The organism is Streptomyces sp. NRRL F-5630, from assembly GCF_000719475.1.
Taxonomy (GTDB): domain Bacteria; phylum Actinomycetota; class Actinomycetes; order Streptomycetales; family Streptomycetaceae; genus Streptomyces.
In genome coordinates this window covers 66,892-84,222 of sequence record NZ_JOGO01000008.1, presented here as the reverse complement: position 1 = coordinate 84,222, position 17,331 = coordinate 66,892, and the positions used below count along the sequence as shown (strand labels likewise).

Sequence of the window (17,331 nt, the reverse complement as noted above, 5' to 3'; positions counted from 1 at the left end):
ACCGGGCCGGGGGGCCGGGACGGAGTGGGCAGGCGCCGTGGGGGTCGCCGCCCACTCCCGGGAAGGGGCGGGCATCGCGTGGGGGCGCCGCCCGCTCCTTCTCCGTGTGCGCCGGGCCGGTACGGGATCATCCGTACGGGCCCGGCGCCGTGCTCAGCTCGCCGGGCACCCCCGTACCGTGTCCCGCGAGGCGTCGTCGATCAGGGCGCGCTGGGCGGCGCGGACCTTGCCGACGTCTGCCTTCATGACGGAGCGGTCGTAGGTCATGATGCCGTTCAGTTCGCCCTCGACGTCGGCGATCTGCGTGTAGACGGAGCCGTTGCCGCCCTTGCAGGCGAGGGCGTGGACCTCGTCGACCTTCTTGAGGTACTCGTCGGTGTACGCCTCCTTCTCGACGCCGATGTAGCTCTGCTGGACCGGCCAGGCGTGGCCCGGTACGGCGAGGCCGAGACCGCCGAACTCGCCGCTGACGAGCGCGCGTTTGCCGTCGGGCGCCGGGAGGGCCGGGCTGGGGTAGCCGTGCGCGTCGGCGATGTCGCCGTTGCCGCCGTCGACGGCGCCGCAGCAGTTGAGGCCGCTCATGTTGTTGACGAGGCGGCTGGGGTCCCACTTCTTCGCCTGGTCGGCGACGCGGGCCTGGTCGTACTGTCCCCAGCCCTCGTTGAAGGTGACCCACATGATGACCGAGGGGCTGCTCGCGTGCTGGTCGATCATCCGCTTCATCTCGTGCTCGTACTGGGCCTTCTCGCTCGCTTCGTCGGGGACGGCGGACATGGCCGGCATGTCCTGCCACACGAGGAGACCGAGCTTGTCGGCCCAGTAGAACCAGCGGTCGGGTTCGACCTTGATGTGCTTGCGCACGGAGTTGAACCCGAGGTTCTTGTGCTGGACGAGGTCGTACTTGAGGGCCTCGTCGGTGGGCGCGGTGTGGAGGCCGTCGGGCCAGAAGCCCTGGTCGAGCGTGGCCATCATGAAGACGGGCTTGCCGTTGAGCACGGTGCGCGGGGTGCCGTTCACGTTCTGGACGGCGATGTCCCGCATACCGAAGTAGCTGCCGACGCGGTCGTTCCCGGTGGTGACCTCCAGGCGGTAGAGGTGGGGGTCGTCGGGTGACCACAGGTGCGGGTTCTTGACGGGGAGGCGGAGGGTCGTGCCGGTGCGGCCGTGGACGGTGGCGACCTTGCGCTTGCCGTCGTAGGCGGTCGCGGTCACGGGGAGCCCCGCGCGGGTGGCGGCGACGTCGACGGCGAGGCGCTTGTTGCCGACGTCGGGCGTGAGCGTGAGCGCGTCGGCGTGCTCGGCCGCGACGGGTTCCATCCAGACGGTCTGCCAGATGCCGGAGCTGGGCGTGTACCAGATGCCGCTGGGGTCGAGGCGCTGCTTGCCGACGGGCGGGTTCTCGCCGCTCTTCGCGTCGGTCGGGTCGTGGACGCCGACGACCAGTTCCTGCGTGCGTCCCGGCTTGAGCGCGTCGGTGACGTCGGCGGAGAAGCGGTCGTAGCCGCCCTTGTGGCTGGTCACCTTCTTGCCGTTGACCCAGACGTCGGCCTGCCAGTCGACGGCGTCGAAGTTGAGCTGGAGCCGCTGGTCGTGGCCGACCTTCCAGTTCGCCGGCACGGTGAAGGTGCGCCGATACCACATGCGGTCCTCGTGGCGCTCGATGCCGGAGAGTTGCGACTCGACGGGGTAGGGGACGAGGACGCGTTCGGCGAGGTTCTTGCCGATTGGCGGGGCCTCGCCCTCCTTGGCCGCCGCGAACTGCCAGGTGCCGTTGAGGTTCTGCCAGCGGTCGCGGGTGAGCTGGGGGCGCGGGTACTCGGGGTGCGCGTTCTTCGGGCCGACGTCCTTGGCCCAGCGGGTGCTGAGCTGGTACGTGGACTCGTTGGCGCCGCCCGCCCAGAAAGCGCCGATGGTGGAGCCGTCGGCGCCCTTCGTGCGCAGGCCGCCCTGGCCGTCGTAGCGCACGTCGACGGAGCCGCCCGCGCCGACGACGGGTTCCTTGAGCGTCACGAGGAGTTTCGCGGGGTCGGCGGGGTCCTTGCGGACGGTGCCGAGGGGCCAGTCGGCGCCGCCGATGTTGGCGCTGAGGTGCTTGGCGACGGTGCTCGGCGGGGTGGCGAGGGAGCGCGGGAAGCCGAGTGCGAGGGTGCGGCCGGTGCTGGTGACGGTCGCCGAGGTGGCGCCGTCGTAGGACCAGTCCTCGGGGGTGCGGAAGGCGGACTGCGGGACGGGGGCCTGGGTGCCGCCCGGCGGGGTCCAGGAGAAGTGGAGGTTCGAGCCGCCCTCGTGCTCGAAGTACTCCAGCTTGAGGTCGTACGCCTTGCCCGCCTCCAGGGTGACGGGCTGGGAGACCTGTTCCTTGTCCCAGTCGTCGACCCAGTGGTCGATGACGAGCGTGTCGCCGATCCAGAGCCGGAAACCGTTGTCGCCCTTGATCTGGAAGGTGTGCTCGCCGCTCTCGCCGGGGACGAGGCGGCCCGTCCAGCGGACGCTGACGTCGTCGGACCGGCCGGTGGCCTGTTGCAGGCGGGACTCCAGGCTGTCGAAGTCGAGCGAGGGGTCGAAGGCGGTGGCCTTGAGCTGGTCGAAGTCGAAGGCGCCCGGGGCGGACTGGGTGTAGTAGTCGCCCCGGAGGCCGTGCAGCTCCGACGGCTCCACGGTGCCGGGTTCGTGGGCGGCGGGGTGGGGGGTGAGGGTGCCTGCCGCGGGGCGGGTGCTCCCGGTGTCCGAGGCGCTGGCGGTGGGTGTCGCGGTGAGTCCCGCGAGGCCCAGCAGCGCGGCGGCGCACAGGGCGAGGGGGCGTCCCACGCCCCCTGCCGGGGAGAATCTGCTGCGGTTGCGCACGTGCTCCTCCTTCTTGCCGTGAGGCATTGCCACGGGGGCCTTGGCGCAAGGTCCCGCGATGTCATGTCGAGGAAGGGTGGCGGCTCGCCGTTCCAGTCTGTACAACGTTGCAAGGAACGGCAGTTGGCATGAGAGCACGCCCTCTCGCCTACTGTCCAGGGTCATGACAGACGCGCCCGGGCGCCGGGACGCGGAGTGAAGCGGAGGGGTTTTCGTGCGGGTGAGCCTCAAGGACGTCGCGCAACTGGCGGGCGTGTCGATCAAGACCGTCTCGAACGTGGTCAATCACTACGAGCACGTCACGCCGGCCATGCGGGAGCGGGTCCAGCGGGCCATCGACGAACTGGGGTACCGCCCCAATCTGACCGCCCGCAACCTGCGCAAGGGGCGGACGGGGATCATCGCGCTCGCGGTCCCCGAGCTGGGCAATCCCTATTTCGCCGAGTTGGCGGGGGAGGTGATCGACGCGGCGGCCGAGCACGAGCTGACGGTGCTGCTCGACCACACCCGGGGCGAGCGCGAGCGGGAGGTCCTGGTCAGCCAGGGCTTCCGGGCACGGGTCATCGACGGGCTGATCCTCTCGCCGCTGGAACTGGAGCCGGAGGACCTGTCGGCCCGGACGGACGACGTACCCCTCGTGCTGCTCGGGGAGCGGGAGTACGCGCTGCCGTACCCGCACATCGCGATCGACAACGTCGCGGCGGCCCGTAGCGCGGTGCGGCACCTCATCCGGCTCGGCCGGACGCGGATCGCCTTCCTCGGGGCCCGTACCGATTCCCCGAACAGGCCCGCCCAACTGCGGCTCCAGGGCTGGCGGGAGGAGCTGAGGGCGGCCGGGCTCGACGGCGGGGAGCGGCTCGCGGCCCCCACGGGGGGCTGGGACCGGGGGGACGGGGCCGAGGGGATGGCGCGGCTTCTCGACTCGGGGATGCGGCCTGACGCGGTGTTCGCCTACAACGATCTGGTAGCGGTGGGCGCGATGCGGGTGCTGCACGAGCGGGGCCTGCGGGTCCCGTGGGACGTGGCGGTCGTCGGATTCGACGACGTGCCGGAGTCGCGGTACGGCGCCGTGACGCTCACGACGATCTCGCCCGACAAGAAGGCGATCGCCCGGCTCGCGGTGTCCTCGCTGGTCAGCTCCTTGGAGCGGGCGGCGGCGCGGCGCGTGAACGGGGACGGGGACGCGCCGCCCGAGCAGCAGCCCTCCGTCCTCGCCCCCTTCCGCCTCCTGGAGCGCGAGAGCACACTCGGACGGCGCTGAGGCCCGCGTCGCCGAACACCCCGGCGGGGGCGCCTTGGCCGCGAGGGGTTTACAGCCACCTTCCAACGATGTAAAAACCAGACGCACAAGCGGAGTTGACCCCGGTCGCGGGTCGACCGCAGTACGACCACGTTCCTTTCCCTCGTGCCCGTGCGCTCGCACGGGTCCGTGCCGCTACGGGAGAACACCATGAAGTCGTCCGCGTACCACCGCACCACCCTCAAGGCCCTGGTGGCCGTCTCCCTGACCGCGAGTCTCGCCCTCGCCACCGGCTGCGCCAAGTCGGAGGACGACGACAGCGGGTCGAAGGACAAGAACGCGACCGCGAGCGGGGGCAAGGACGCGGGGCAGGTCGTCGAGACCCCGGCGGCCGGCGGCAAGGGCTGCACGCTCGACGCCTACGGGGCGAAGAAGATCGACCTCGCCTCGGCGACGGTGGGCTTCTCGCAGTCCGAGAAGGAGGCCAACCCCTTCCGCATCGCGGAGACGGCCTCGCTCAAGTCCGAGGCGAAGAAGCGCGGCGTCAGACTCCTCGCCGTCAACGCGCAGTCGCAGTTCTCGAAGCAGATCAGCGATGTGCAGGACCTCATCGCGAAGGGCGCGGACCTGCTGGTCATCGCCCCGCTCAACTCCGACGGCTGGGAGCCGGTGCTGCGGGCCGCGAGCGCCAAGAAGATCCCGATCGTCACAATCGACCGCAAGATCAACGCCGAGCCCTGCAAGGACTATGTGAGCTTCATCGGCTCGGACTTCGTCGAGCAGGGCAAGCGCGCGGCGGACAAGATGATCGAGGCGACGGGCGGCAAGGGCGAGGTCGCGATCCTGCTCGGCGCGGCGGGGAACAACGTCACGACGGAGCGCACCAAGGGCTTCAAGGACCGCATCGCCGAGAAGGCCCCGGACCTCAAGGTGGTCTTCGAGCAGACGGGCGACTTCTCCCGCGAGAAGGGCCAGTCGGTCACCGAGCAGCTCATCCAGTCCAAGCCCGGGATCAAGGGCGTCTACGCCGAGAACGACGAGATGGGCCTCGGCGCCGTCAACGCCCTCAAGAGCGCGGGCAAGAAGCCCGGCGCCGTCAAGATCGTGACGGTCGACGGGACGCGCAACGCGGTCAAGCAGATCGTGGACGGCTGGATCTCGGGGGTCATCGAGTCCAACCCGCGCTTCGGCCCGCTCGCCTTCCAGACCCTCGACACCTTCACGAAGGGCGAGGAGGTCCGGCAGGACATCGTCATCAAGGACAGCGCCTACGACAAGGACAACGCCGCGGCCGACCTGGGCAAGGCCTTCTGATGCTCTCCGTCACGGGACTGACCAAGGTCTTTCCCGGGACGCGTGCCCTTGACGGCGTGGACTTCACCGCCCGCGCCGGCGAGGTGCACGCGCTCATCGGGGAGAACGGCGCCGGGAAGTCCACGCTCATCAAGGTGCTGACCGGGGTCTACCGCGCCGACGGGGGCAGCGTCACGTACCAGGGCGAGCAGGTGCGGTTCGCGACGCCGCTCCAGGCACAGGAGGCGGGGATCTCCACGATCTACCAGGAGGTCAACCTCGTCCCGCTCATGAGCGTGGCGCGCAACCTCTTCCTGGGCCGCGAGCCGCGGCGCGCCCTCGGCCTCGTGGACTTCGGGCGGATGCACCGCGAGGCGGCCCAGGCGCTCGCGGCGCTCGGCGTGCGGGTGGATGTACGCCGTCCGCTGGGCGAACTCAGCGTCGGCACACAGCAGATGGTGGCGCTCGCCCGCGCGGTCTCGGTCAACGCGAAGGTCGTCATCATGGACGAGCCGACGTCCTCGCTCGAACCGCGTGAGGTGGAGACGCTCTTCGGCGTCATCCGGATGCTGCGCGAGCGGGGCATCGCGGTGGTGTACGTGAGTCACCGGCTCGACGAGTTGTACGAGGTGTGCGACCAGGTGACGGTGCTGCGCGACGGCAAGGTCGTGCACACCGGGCCGCTCGCGGAGCTGGAGCGGCTGCGGCTCGTCTCGCTCATGCTGGGCAGGCAGCTCGGCGAGGTGCGTGCCGAGGGCGTCACGAAGTTCACGGGCAACCACGCCCGGCAGGGGCAGCCGGTACTCGCCGTGGACGGACTGTCGGTGCGGCACCAGTTGGAGAAGGTGTCGTTCGCGGTCCGCCCCGGGGAGGTCGTCGGGCTCGGCGGGCTCCTCGGTTCGGGCCGCAGCGAGACCGTGCGGGCCGTGGCCGGCGCGCTGCCGCCCGACGCGGGCACGGTCGCGGTGGACGGCGCTCCCGTACGCACCGGGTCGACGCCCGCCGCCATCCGTGCCGGGATCAGCCTGTTGCCCGAGGACCGCAAGGCCGAGGGCATCGTGCCGGGCCTCTCGGTGCGGGAGAACATCGCGCTCGCCGCGCTCCCGGGGCTCTCGCGCTTCGGCCTCGTCGACGAGAAGCGCGTCGACAGGATCGTGGACACCTTCGTGAAGCGGCTGCGCATCAAGACCTCGGGCGTCGGCCAGAAGGTCGGCGAGCTGTCCGGGGGCAACCAGCAGAAGGTGCTGCTGGCGCGCTGGCTCGCGATGCACCCGCAGGTGCTGCTTCTCGACGAGCCGACCCGGGGCATCGACGTCGGGGCGAAGGCGGAGGTGCAGCGGCTCGTCGATGAACTGGCCGGGGAGGGCCTCGGTGTCGTGCTCATCTCCTCCGACCCGGAGGAACTCGTGGAGGGTTCGGACCGCGTGGTGGTGCTGAAGGACGGCGCGGTGGTCGCCGAACTGTCGGGGGCCGAGGTGAGCGAGGACCACCTCATGGCGGCGATCGCGACCGCGCCCTCGGCGGACGAGAAGGCGGGCAAGGCCGAGATCGCCTCGGTGGTACCGGCCGGGGACGCGCTCCTCGGCGGGGGCGGCGGAAGCGGCGGGGGCGGAGGGCGCGACGCCGCCGGGAGGGGGGACGGGGATGACTGAGCTGGCACTGCGCGCGACGCTCGCCGACCGGCAGCGGCTGCGCCGACTGCTCCAGGAGTACGGCGTCTACGCGGGCGTCGTGGTCCTCCTCCTCGTCAACATCGCCTTTACGCCCCACTTCCTGTCCACCGAGAACTTCCGCACCCAGGCCGTCCAGGTCGCACCGATCGTCATCGTGGCGCTCGGCATGGCGCTCGCGATCGGCACCGAGGGCGTGGACCTGTCGGTGGGCGCGGTGATGGCGCTCGCGACCTCGCTCCTCTCGCTCTACCTCGGGTACGGGCTCGTGCCCGCGCTGCTCATGGCGGCGCTCGGCGGGGTGCTCGCGGGGCTCGCCAGTGGAGCGCTCGTCGCCTTCGTCGGGGTGCAGCCGATCGTGGCGACACTCGCGCTGATGGTGGGCGGTCGCGGTCTCGCGCTCGTGCTGCTGCCCCAGCTCAAGGACGTGCGCAATCCGGGGATGAACACGCTCGGCACCGGCTCCGTGCTGGGCATCCCGTATCTCGTCCTCATCGCGGCCGTGCTCGCCGTGGTGGTGGCCTTCGTGGTGCGGCGCACCACGTTCGGGCGGCAGTTGCTCGCGATCGGCGACAGCCGGGCGGCGGCGAAACTCGCGGGGCTCCCGGTGCGGCGCGTGCTCGTGATCGTGTACGTGGTGTCGGGGCTGCTCGCGGCGGTGGCGGGGATTCTCGCGACGGCACGGCTCCAGGCGAGCGACCCGACCTCGCTCGGCACGCTCATGGAACTCTCCGCGATCACCGCCGTCGTGGTGGGCGGCACCCCGCTGTCGGGGGGCCGGGTACGGATCGGCGGCACGGTCGCGGGCGCGGTGCTCATCCAGTTGCTGACGGCCACGCTCATCAAGCACGACCTGCCGCCCTCGTGGACGCAGATCGCGCAGGCCGTCGTCATCGTCCTCGCGGTCTACGCGGCGCGGGAGAGGGGGAAGCGGTGAACGGCACGATCGCCGAGGTCCCGGCCGAGGAGAAGCGGGTGTTCCCCGAGGAACGGGGCCCCGGGCGCGGGGAGCGGCTGAGCGCGCTCGCGCAGCAGCACGGGGCGCTGCTCACGCTCGTCGTGGCGGTCGTCGTCGCGAGCCTGTCCTTCGACACGTTCCTGACCGGGGACAACCTGGAGGGCATGGCGCTGTCCTCGTCGTTCCTGGCCGTGGTGGCGCTCGGCATGACCTTCGTCATCGTCACGGGCGGCATCGACCTGTCGGTGGGCTCGCTCTTCGCGCTCGGCGGGGTGCTCGCGGCGTGGGGTTCGCGGTACGGCACCGCCGTGGCACTGCTGTTGCCGCTCGCGGTGTGCGGGCTCATCGGTCTGGTGAACGGGCTGCTCATCTCGCGGGCACGGCTCGCCCCGTTCATCGTGACGCTGGCGTCGATGCTGGGCGCGCGGGGGCTGCTGCTCGCGGTGACGGACGAGGGCGCGAACACCTACCTTGTCGACAAGTCGACGTGGTTCACGCACCTCGGGCAGAGCAAGCTGCTCGGCGTCGGGGTCCCGGTGTGGCTCACGGTCGCGCTGTTCCTGCTCGGCGGAGTGGCGCTGCGCCGCAGTCGCTTCGGGCAGTACGTGTACGCGGTGGGCGGGAACGAGGACGCGGCGGCGCTCATGGGGGTGCCGGTAGCCCGTACGAAGGCGTACGTCTACACGCTGTCGGGGCTGTGCGCGGGGCTCGCGGGCGCCCTGAACGCGGCGTGGCTGGCCTCGGGCGTGACGATTCTCGGCAACGGTATGGAACTGGACGCGATCTCGGCCGTGGTGATCGGCGGGACGCTCCTGAGCGGCGGGTCCGGTTTCCTGAGCGGCTCGCTCGTCGGTGTCCTGCTGCTGAAAGTGATCCAGAACATCATCAACCAGATCGGTTCGCTGGACTCCTCGTACCAGCAGGTGGTGTCCGGCGCGTTCCTGGCGGTCGTGGTGATCGCGCAGACGTGGCTGGCACGGCGGAGGCGGCGCGTGGGGTGAGGCGCAGGAGCGCCGGTCGGGCGCGGGCGGGTGGTGCGCCGTGCCTCTCGTACGAGGAGGCCCGTGCCCCCGACCGTGTCCCCGCCCCGTGCCTCAGTCCCCCAGCGCCGCGTCGAGGAGCGCGGCCCACTGCCGCACCACGCGCTCCCGGCGCGGGCCGTCGTCCGTGAGGAGGCCGGCGAGGCCCAGGCCGCGGCACATGTCGAGGAGGCCCTGGACCGTTTCGCGCACCCCGGGGCGTGACTCGTCGGCGCCGAGGAGGGTGACGGCGATGCGGTGGGTCTCGCGGCCCACGCGGGCTTCGAGCGCGACGACGGCCTCGCGCAGGCTCTCCTCCTGCGAGGCGACGACCCAGAGTTGGAGGGCGGCGCGGAAGAGGGGGCCCGTGTAGAGGTCGGCGAGGGCGGAGACGACGGCGTGGCGATCGGGCGGGGGGCCGGGGAAGAGAGCGCGCAGGGCCGCGGAGCGTTCTTCGGCCATGTAGGCGACGGCGGCCGTGAAGAGGTCCTCGCGGGTAGGGAAGTGGTGCTGGGCCGCGCCGCGCGAGACGCCCGCGCGTTCCGCGACGACGGCGACGGTGGAGCGGGTCCAGCCGTGTTCGGCGACGCACGTGACGGCGGCTTCGAGGAGCCGTTCGCGCGTGGCGCGGCTGCGGTCCTGCCGGGGTGGTCCGCCGCGTGCGGCGCGTGTCACCGTGCCCATGAAGGGTCCCGTCGTTCGAGGAAGGCCGTCATTCCCTCGCGTGCCTCGGCGGAGGCGAAGAGCCCGGCCGAGAGGGCGAGCATGTCCTCGCCGCGCGCGGCGAAGTCCGCGAGCACTGTAGCGGTGGCGAGTCGCTTGCTCTCGGCGAGCCCCTGCGGGGAGCAGGCGCGCAGGGCGTCGAGCACCGGGGCGAGCGCGGCGTCCACGTCCTCCACGGCCTCGGTGACGAGCCCGATGCGGGCGGCTTCCGCGGCTCCGAAGCGCTCCCCTGTGAGGAAGTAGCGGCGGGCGGCGGTGGGGCTGAGGCGGGCGGCGAGGGGGAGGGAGATGACGGCGGGCGCGAGGCCGAGGCGGGCCTCCGTGAAGGCGAAGTCGGCCGCCGGTCCGGCGAAGCCGAGGTCGCAGGCGCCGAGGAGGCCGAGGCCCCCCGCCCGTACGTGGCCCGTGACGGCGGCGACGACGGGCTTGGGGAGGGCGACGACGGTGTGGAGCAGGGTGAGGATCGCGGCGGGCTCGGGGGGCTCCTTGAGGTCGGCGCCCGCGCTGAAGGTCGTCCCGGTGTGGCCGAGGACGACGGCACGGACGGCGGGGTCCGCGCCCGCCTCGGTGAGAGCCGTCGTGAGCGCGGCGACGAGGGGCGCGGAGAGGGCGTTGCGCCGCTCCGGGGCGTCGAGCAGCACGGCGCGCACGCCCCGCACGTCGGGGCGGATCAGGAGGGTCACGACAACTCCGTTGGCGTCAGTAGGACTTGGGCAGGCCGAGGGTCTGGTGCGAGACGTAGTTGAGGATCATCTCGCGGCTCACGGGCGCGATGCGTGCGACGCGGCTCGCGGTGAGGAGGGGCGCGAGCTGGAACTCCTCGGTGAGGCCGTTGCCGCCGAGGGTGTGGACGGACTGGTCGACGGCGTGCGCGCAGGCTTCGGCGGCGGCGTACTTGGCCATGTTCGCGGCCTCGCCCGCGCCGATGTCGTCGCCCGCGTCGTAGAGCGCGGCGGCGCGGCGGGTCATGAGGCGGGCGAGTTCGAGTTCGATGTGGGCCTGGGCGAGGGGGTGGGCGATGGCCTGGTGGGCGCCGATGGGCGTCTTCCAGACCGTGCGTTCCTTGGCGTACGCGACGGCACGGCCGAGCGCGTAGCGGCCCATGCCGATCGCGAAGGCGGCGGTCATGACGCGTTCGGGGTTGAGCCCGGCGAAGAGCTGGAGGAGACCCGCGTCCTCGTCGCCGACGAGCGCGTCGGCGGGGAGGCGCACGTCGTCGAGCGTCAGCTCGAACTGCTTCTCGGCGGCCTTGAGTTCCATCGCGATGGGCGTGCGCGTGAAGCCCGGAGTGTCCCTCGGGACGATGAAGAGGCAGGGCTTGAGGCGGCCGCTGCGGGCGTCGGCGGTGCGTCCGACGACGAGGACGGCGTCGGCGAGGTCGACGCCCGAGACGAAGACCTTGCGCCCGGTGAGTACCCAGGCCCCGCCCTCGCGGTGCGCGGTGGTGGTGATGCGGTGGGAGTTGGAGCCCGCGTCGGGTTCGGTGATGCCGAAGGCCATGACGCGGCTGCCGTCGGCGAGCCCGGGCAGCCAGGCCCGTTTCTGCGCCTCGGTGCCGAAGCGGGTGAGGACGGTGGCGCAGATCGCCGGGGAGACGACCATCATGAGCAGCGGCGATCCGGCGGCGCCGAGTTCTTCGAGGACGAGGGCGAGTTCGCTGATCCCGCCGCCCCCTCCCCCGTACCCCTCGGGGATGCTCACGCCGAGGTAGCCGAGCTTGCCCGCCTCGCGCCACAGCTCACTCGGGGGCTTCCCGGCGCCGAGCGCGCGGGTGAGGTAGTCGCGGCCGTAGGAGCGGGCGAAGGTGGCGACGGCGGCGCGCAGGTCCTGGTGCTCCTGGCTCTCCACGATGTCGGAAACACTCATGGTGCGGGGTCCTCCTTCGGGGGACGGGGGGTCTCGGGCACGGGGGCGGGCGGGGCGTCGTGCGGCGCGTCGCGCGGTGCCTGGCATCGGGTGTCGCGAAGGCCGTCTCGTGAAGTGTCGTGCGGTGCCTGGCGCGAGGCGTCGCGAAGCCCGTCCCGTGAGCTGTCGCGCGGGGTGTCCCGGGGCGGGTCCGCGATGACCGCGAGGAGCGCGCCGACTTCGACCTGCCGGCCGGGCCCGACCGGGAGGCGGACGAGGACTCCGGCGCGCGGGGCACTCACCCGGTGCTCCATCTTCATCGCCTCCAGCCACAACAGCGGTGCTCCCTCGGCGATTTCGGCCCCTTCACGGAGTCCTTCGGCGAGGCGGACGACGGTGCCGGGGAGCGGGGCGAGGAGGGAGCCGGGCGCGGTGGGGGCGACGGGTGCGGGGAAGCGGGGCAGGGCGGTGAAGGCGTACGAGGCGCCGCCGGGGGTGTCGACGTAGACCTCGGCGCCGTCCTCCTCGCCGTAGACGGCGACGTGGTACGCGCGGCGGACGCCCTCACGCGTGAGGTGGACCGTGCCCGGGCGGGAGGCGGGCTCCACCGTGACGCCGGGGTGGTCCTCCGGGCGGATGCCGTCGCGCGTGGTGCGGTAGCGGATCTCGTGGACGGTGCCCGCGGGTTCGGCGCGGTAGGCGCGCAGCGCGGGGGCCGAGGGGAGGTTCCGCCAGCCGCCGGGGCCGCCACGGCCTCCCGCGGCGGTACGGGCCTGGGCGACGGCGGCGGCGAGCGCGGCCAGTTCCCCGGCGAGGGCGTCGCCGGGCGCGGTCAGCTCGGCGAGACGGCGGCCGTAGAAGGAGGTGTCGGCGCCGCCCGCGACGACCTCGGGGTGGCGCAGGGTGCGTACGAGGAGGTCGCGGTTGGTGACGGGGCCGTGGAGGGTGGTGCGGGCGAGTCCGTCGGCGAGGGCGCGCAGCGCCGCCCGGCGGGTGGGGGCGTGGGCGACGAGTTTGGCGAGGAGCGGGTCGTAGTGGACGCCGATGGTGTCGCCGTCGATGACCCCGGAGTCGGTGCGCAGGTGGCCGGGAACGCGGAAGCGGTGCAGGCGCCCGGTACGGGGGCGCCACTCGTCGGCGGGGTCCTCTGCGTAGAGGCGGGCCTCGACGGCGTGCCCGCTCGGGGCGGGCGGGGCGGGCGGCAGGGGCTCGCCCTCGGCGACGGCGATCTGGAGGGCGACGAGGTCGACGCCGTGGACGGCCTCGGTGACGGGGTGTTCGACCTGGAGGCGCGTGTTCATCTCCAGGAAGTGGGCGCGGTCCTTCTCGACGAGGAACTCGACGGTTCCGGCGCCGGTGTACGCGACGGCGCGCGCGGCGGCCTCGGCGGCCCGGTGCAGGCGCGTGCGCAGCGCGGGCGGCAGGAGAGGAGCGGGTGCCTCCTCGATCACCTTCTGGTGGCGGCGCTGGAGGGAACAGTCGCGGGTGCCGAGGACCCATACGGTGCCGTGGAGGTCGGCGAGTATCTGCACCTCCACGTGCCGGCCCCGGTCGAGGTACGGCTCGGCGAACACCTCGTCGTCGCCGAAGGCGGCGCGGGCCTCGGCGCGCGCGGCGGTGAGTTCCCCGGGAAGGTCCGCGAGATCCCGAACGATCCGCATCCCGCGCCCGCCGCCGCCCGCCGCTGCCTTCAGGAGCAGCGGGAGGTCCTTCTCGGTGGCCTCGGCGGGATCGACGGCGGCGAGGAGGGGGACGCCCGCGCGGGCCATGAGGTCCTTGGCCCGGGTCTTGGACGCCATGGCCTCGATGGCCTCGGGGGGCGGGCCGATCCAGGTGAGCCCGGCGCCGGTGACGGCGCGGGCGAAGGCGGCGTTCTCGGAGAGGAAGCCGTAGCCCGGGTGCACGGCGTCGGCCCCGGCGGCGCGCGCCGCGTCGAGGACGAGGTCGGCGCGCAGGTAGGTGTCGGCGGGCGCGGATCCGGGGAGGCGCACGGCGAAGTCGGCCTCGGTGGCGTGCGGGGCGTGCGTGTCGGGGTCGGAGTGGACGGCGACGGTGGTGATGCCGAGTGCGCGGCAGGTGCGCTGGACGCGGCGGGCGATCTCGCCGCGGTTGGCGACGAGGAGGCGGGTGACGGGGCGCGGGGTGACGGTCATGGGGTGACTCCTCTCGCGGGACGGGGGGTGTGCTCGTACGGGCGGGCGCGGCGCGGCGCGTACGGACCGCGCCGGTACCGTCCCTCACATGCGGAAGACACCGAATCCCCCGCGACTGCCCCGGACTTCGGCCGTGTGGACGGCGGAGAGGCACAGGCCGAGAACCGTGCGCGTGTCGCGCGGGTCGATGATGCCGTCGTCGTAGAGGCGTCCCGAGAGGAAGACGGGCAGGGACTCGGCCTCGACCTGCTGCTCGACCATCGCGCGCAGCGAGGCGTCCGCTTCGTCGTCGTACGGGCGGCCCTTCGCGGCGGCGGAGGCACGGGCGACGAGCGAGAGGACTCCGGCGAGTTGCTGCGGGCCCATGACGGCGGACCTGGCGCTGGGCCAGGCGAACAGGAAGCGCGGGTCGAAGGCGCGCCCGCACATGCCGTAGTGCCCGGCGCCGTAGGAGGCGCCGAGGAGGACGGACAGGTGGGGGACGCGGGAGTTGGCGACGGCGTTGATCATCATGCTGCCGTGCTTGACGATGCCGCCCTGCTCGTACTCCTTGCCGACCATGAAACCGGTCGTGTGGTGGAGGAAGAGGAGGGGGATGTCGCGCTGATTGGCGAGCTGGATGAACTGGGCGGCCTTCTGGGACTCCTCGCTGAACAGGACACCGCGCGCGTTGGCGAGGATGCCGATCGGGTAGCCGTGCAGGCGGGCCCAGCCGGTCGTGAGGCTGGTGCCGTAGAGGGGCTTGAACTCGTCGTAGTCGGAGGCGTCGACGAGGCGCCCGATGACCTCGCGCGGGTCGAAGGGCTCGCGCAGGTCCTCGGGGACGAGGCCGAGGAGTTCCTCGGGGTCGTGGCAGGGGGGCGGGGCGGGTTCCGGGGCGGGGTGGGCCTTGCGGTGGTTCAGGCGGGCGACGACGCGGCGGGCGAGGCGGAGCGCGTCGGGTTCGTCGAGGGCGAGGTGGTCGGCGAGGCCCGAGACACGGGCGTGCATGTCCGCGCCGCCGAGTGATTCGTCGTCGCTCTCCTCGCCCGTGGCCATCTTGACGAGCGGTGGACCGCCGAGGAAGACCTTCGCGTGGTCCTTGACCATCACGACGTGGTCGGACATGCCGGGGATGTACGCGCCGCCCGCCGTCGAGTTGCCGAAGACGACGGCGACGGTCGGGACTCCCTCGGCGGACAGCCGCGTGAGGTCCCGGAAGAGCGCGCCGCCGGGGATGAAGATCTCCTTCTGCGAGGGCAGGTCGGCCCCGCCGGACTCGACGAGGCTGATGACGGGCAGCCGGTTGGCGCGGGCGATCTCGTGGGCGCGCAGCGCCTTCCTCAGCGTCCACGGGTTGCTGGCTCCGCCGCGCACGGTCGGGTCGTTGGCGGTGATGACGCACTCGACGCCGCTCACGGTGCCGATCCCGGTGACGAGCGAGGCGCCCACGGTCCAGTCGCTGCCCCAGCCGGCGAGCGGGGACAGTTCGAGGAACGGGGTGTCGCGGTCGAGGAGGAGTTCGACGCGCTCGCGGGCGAGGAGCTTGCCGCGCCCGCGATGCCGTGTCACGTACTTCTCGCCGCCGCCCGCGAGGGCCTTGGCGTGCTCCGTGCCGAGCGCGGCGAGCTTGTCGAGGAGCGCGGCGCGGCGCGCGAGGTGGGCGGGCGCGGCGGGGTCCACGAGGGTGGGCAGGAGGGTCACGCGCGGGTCTCCTCTGGGGCGTCGGGGGGCGCGGGGTCGGGGTCGCGCGGAGCCTGCGGCACGGGGCCGAGCAGCGCGGCCGGTACGTCGACGTGGCGGGCCCGCAGCCACTCCCCCAGCGCCTTGGCCTGCGGGTCGAAGCGGTGGCGGGCGGCGGCGCCCTCGCCGAGGAGACCTTCCACGACGAAGTTGACGGCGTGGAGGTGGGGCAGGACGTGCCGGGTCACCGTGAGCGGCGCCGTCTCCGGCAGGAGGGTGCGCAGGCGCTCGGTGGTGAGGTGGTGGACGAGCCAGGGCCACGCGGCGGGCTCGCGCGCCCAGACGCCGAGGTTGGCGTCGCCGCCCTTGTCGCCGCTGCGCGCCCCGGCGACGAACCCGAGCGGGACCCGCCGCACCGGCCCCGCCCCGGGCGGCGCCGGCAGCTCCACGCGGGGCGCGGTGGGCGGGGGTGCGGCGGTGCGCGCGGGCGGCGGGACGTCGAGCGTGGCGCCGTCCGGGAGGTGCGCGGTGTGGCGCACGGCGGCCTGCGGGACGGTCGTCGCGGTGAACACGCCGTACGGGGACGGCTTTCCGGGCGGTGCGGTGAGGTGGAAGCCGGGGTAGCCGGCGAGGCCGAGTTCGACGGCGGCGGCGCCGATCCCGCGCCCCACGACCTCGGGGTCGGGATCGCGCACGACGAGGCGGAGCAGGGCGCTCGCGGTCTCCTCGGTGGCGGCGTCGGGATGGTCGGTGCGGACGAGTTCCCAGTCGGCGCGTGCGGGCGGTCGCGCGGCGAGGGCGTCGGCGAGCTGGGCGCGGACGAGCGCCGCCTTGGCGGGGATGTCGAGCCCGGTGAGGACGAAGACGACCTCGCCGCGGTGGCCGCCGAGGCGGCAGAGGCCGACCTTGAGCGTGGGCGGCGGCGCCTCCCCCCGTACCCCGTGCACGCGGACCCGGTCGGGGCCCTCGGCCGCGATCCGTACCGTGTCGAGGCGGGCGACGACGTCGGGCCCCAGGTAGCGCGCCGGTCCCGTCTCGTAGAGGAGCTGGGCCGTGACGGTGCCCGTGGTGACGGCGCCGCCCGTGCCGGGATGCTTGGTGAGGACCGCGCTGCCGTCCGCGGCGATCTCGGCGAGCGGGAAGCCGGGGCGGCGTACGTCGTGGGCGGTGAAGCCGCTGTAGTTGCCCCCCGTGACCTGGGCGCCGCACTCCAGGAGGTGCCCCGCGACGACGGCGCCCGCCAGGCGGTCGTGGTCGTCCGGGCTCCAGCCGAAGTGCGCGGCGGCGGCGCCGCTGACCAGCGCGGCGTCGGTGACGCGCCCGGTGACGACGAGCTGGGCGCCCGAGCGCAGGCACGCGGTGATGCCGTGTCCGCCGAGGTAGGCGTTGGCTGTGAGCACCCCCTCGCCCCAGCTCTCCCGGCCCGCGGCCTCCGGGCGGGCGAGGAGGTCGTCCCCGCTCACGTACGCCACGGGTATGCCGAGCCCTTCGCGGCGCACGAGCCGCCGCAACTCCTCCGCCAACCCCGCCGGGTTGAGGCCGCCCGCGTTGGTGACGACGCGGACGCCGCGCTCGGCGACGAGGTGGAGGCACTCGGCGAGCTGACGCGGGAAGGTGCGGGCGTATCCGGCCGCCGGGTCCTTGAGCCGGTCGCGACCGAGGATGAGCATCGTCAGCTCGGCGAGGTAGTCCCCCGTCAGCACGTCGAGCGGCCCGTCCGACAGCATCTCCCGCACGGCCGAGAAGCGGTCACCGTAGAAACCGGACGCGTTGCCGACCCGGAGCGGGGCGGAGGGCGCCGAGGAGGCTGAGGGAGTCAACGCGGTTGCTCCTTAACGGTGTTGGAGAAAACACGGGGCCTCGCAGAGTGCAGCATCACAGCACGCGACAAAACAAGCAAGCGCGCTTGCATGATTTTCTGCGG

Annotated in this window: 12 protein-coding genes; 5 read left to right on the top strand and 7 right to left on the bottom strand. The window is 73.0% G+C overall.

The features are described 5' to 3' along the window. Positions 1-153 precede the first annotated feature (153 nt). A complete protein-coding gene (locus tag IF99_RS0106240; protein ID WP_030995335.1) occupies positions 154-2,871 on the bottom strand; it encodes a glycoside hydrolase family 2 in 2,718 nt (905 codons plus the stop codon). A gap of 193 nt (positions 2,872-3,064) precedes the next feature. On the opposite strand from IF99_RS0106240, the gene IF99_RS0106235 reads away from it, so the two are divergent. The 5 genes from IF99_RS0106235 (at position 3,065) to IF99_RS0106215 (ending at position 9,006) form a co-directional block, all read left to right on the top strand. After that, positions 3,065-4,105 carry a LacI family DNA-binding transcriptional regulator gene (locus IF99_RS0106235; RefSeq protein WP_199806459.1) on the top strand — a complete coding sequence of 347 codons (1,041 nt, stop codon included), beginning with the start codon at positions 3,065-3,067 and terminating at the stop codon, positions 4,103-4,105. Between the two features lie 189 nt (positions 4,106-4,294). Next, positions 4,295-5,398, top strand: coding sequence for an ABC transporter substrate-binding protein (locus IF99_RS0106230; protein WP_030995333.1), 1,104 nt, complete (start codon positions 4,295-4,297; stop codon positions 5,396-5,398). Then, positions 5,398-7,029, top strand: a complete 1,632-nt coding sequence (locus tag IF99_RS0106225; protein ID WP_030995332.1) for a sugar ABC transporter ATP-binding protein — start codon at positions 5,398-5,400, stop codon at positions 7,027-7,029. Before IF99_RS0106230 ends, IF99_RS0106225 begins: the two co-directional genes overlap by 1 nt. Beyond that, positions 7,022-7,984: an ABC transporter permease gene (locus IF99_RS0106220; protein ID WP_030995331.1), complete on the top strand. Its 963-nt coding sequence runs from the start codon at positions 7,022-7,024 to the stop codon at positions 7,982-7,984. The genes IF99_RS0106225 and IF99_RS0106220 overlap by 8 nt, the downstream gene beginning before the upstream one ends. Further along, entirely contained in the window at positions 7,981-9,006 is a 1,026-nt protein-coding gene (locus IF99_RS0106215) for an ABC transporter permease (protein ID WP_030995330.1), read from the top strand. The genes IF99_RS0106220 and IF99_RS0106215 overlap by 4 nt, the downstream gene beginning before the upstream one ends. A gap of 93 nt (positions 9,007-9,099) precedes the next feature. On the opposite strand, the gene IF99_RS0106210 is transcribed toward IF99_RS0106215, so the two are convergent. The 6 genes from IF99_RS0106210 to IF99_RS0106185 all read right to left on the bottom strand — a co-directional run bounded on the left by IF99_RS0106210 (position 9,100) and on the right by IF99_RS0106185 (position 17,227). Further along, complete coding sequence (locus tag IF99_RS0106210; protein ID WP_030995329.1) at positions 9,100-9,708, bottom strand: TetR/AcrR family transcriptional regulator; 609 nt, start codon at positions 9,706-9,708, stop codon at positions 9,100-9,102. Continuing rightward, a complete protein-coding gene (locus IF99_RS0106205) occupies positions 9,696-10,430 on the bottom strand; it encodes an enoyl-CoA hydratase family protein (RefSeq protein WP_030995328.1) in 735 nt (244 codons plus the stop codon). The genes IF99_RS0106210 and IF99_RS0106205 overlap by 13 nt, the downstream gene beginning before the upstream one ends. 16 nt (positions 10,431-10,446) lie before the next feature. Further along, positions 10,447-11,613: an acyl-CoA dehydrogenase family protein gene (locus tag IF99_RS0106200; protein ID WP_030995327.1), complete on the bottom strand. Its 1,167-nt coding sequence runs from the start codon at positions 11,611-11,613 to the stop codon at positions 10,447-10,449. Next, entirely contained in the window at positions 11,610-13,745 is a 2,136-nt protein-coding gene (locus tag IF99_RS0106195) for a biotin carboxylase N-terminal domain-containing protein (protein ID WP_234340601.1), read from the bottom strand. The genes IF99_RS0106200 and IF99_RS0106195 overlap by 4 nt, the downstream gene beginning before the upstream one ends. An 84-nt stretch (positions 13,746-13,829) precedes the next feature. Then, the gene (locus IF99_RS0106190; protein WP_030995325.1) at positions 13,830-15,428 is read right to left on the bottom strand and encodes an acyl-CoA carboxylase subunit beta; all 1,599 of its coding nucleotides are present in this window, start codon (positions 15,426-15,428) and stop codon (positions 13,830-13,832) included. Continuing rightward, positions 15,425-17,227, bottom strand: a complete 1,803-nt coding sequence (locus IF99_RS0106185) for an acyclic terpene utilization AtuA family protein (RefSeq protein WP_051703388.1) — start codon at positions 17,225-17,227, stop codon at positions 15,425-15,427. The genes IF99_RS0106190 and IF99_RS0106185 overlap by 4 nt, the downstream gene beginning before the upstream one ends. Positions 17,228-17,331: the final 104 nt, after the last annotated feature.

Bases quoted from the DNA above. Each gene is read 5' to 3' on its own strand.
- IF99_RS0106240 (WP_030995335.1), bottom strand. From the start codon at position 2,871: ATGCCTCACGGCAAGAAGGAGGAGCACGTGCGCAACCGCAGCAGATTC.
- IF99_RS0106230 (WP_030995333.1), top strand. From the start codon at position 4,295: ATGAAGTCGTCCGCGTACCACCGCACCACCCTCAAGGCCCTGGTGGCC.
- IF99_RS0106225 (WP_030995332.1), top strand. From the start codon at position 5,398: ATGCTCTCCGTCACGGGACTGACCAAGGTCTTTCCCGGGACGCGTGCC.
- IF99_RS0106220 (WP_030995331.1), top strand. From the start codon at position 7,022: ATGACTGAGCTGGCACTGCGCGCGACGCTCGCCGACCGGCAGCGGCTG.
- IF99_RS0106210 (WP_030995329.1), bottom strand. From the start codon at position 9,708: ATGGGCACGGTGACACGCGCCGCACGCGGCGGACCACCCCGGCAGGAC.
- IF99_RS0106200 (WP_030995327.1), bottom strand. From the start codon at position 11,613: ATGAGTGTTTCCGACATCGTGGAGAGCCAGGAGCACCAGGACCTGCGC.
- IF99_RS0106195 (WP_234340601.1), bottom strand. From the start codon at position 13,745: ATGACCGTCACCCCGCGCCCCGTCACCCGCCTCCTCGTCGCCAACCGC.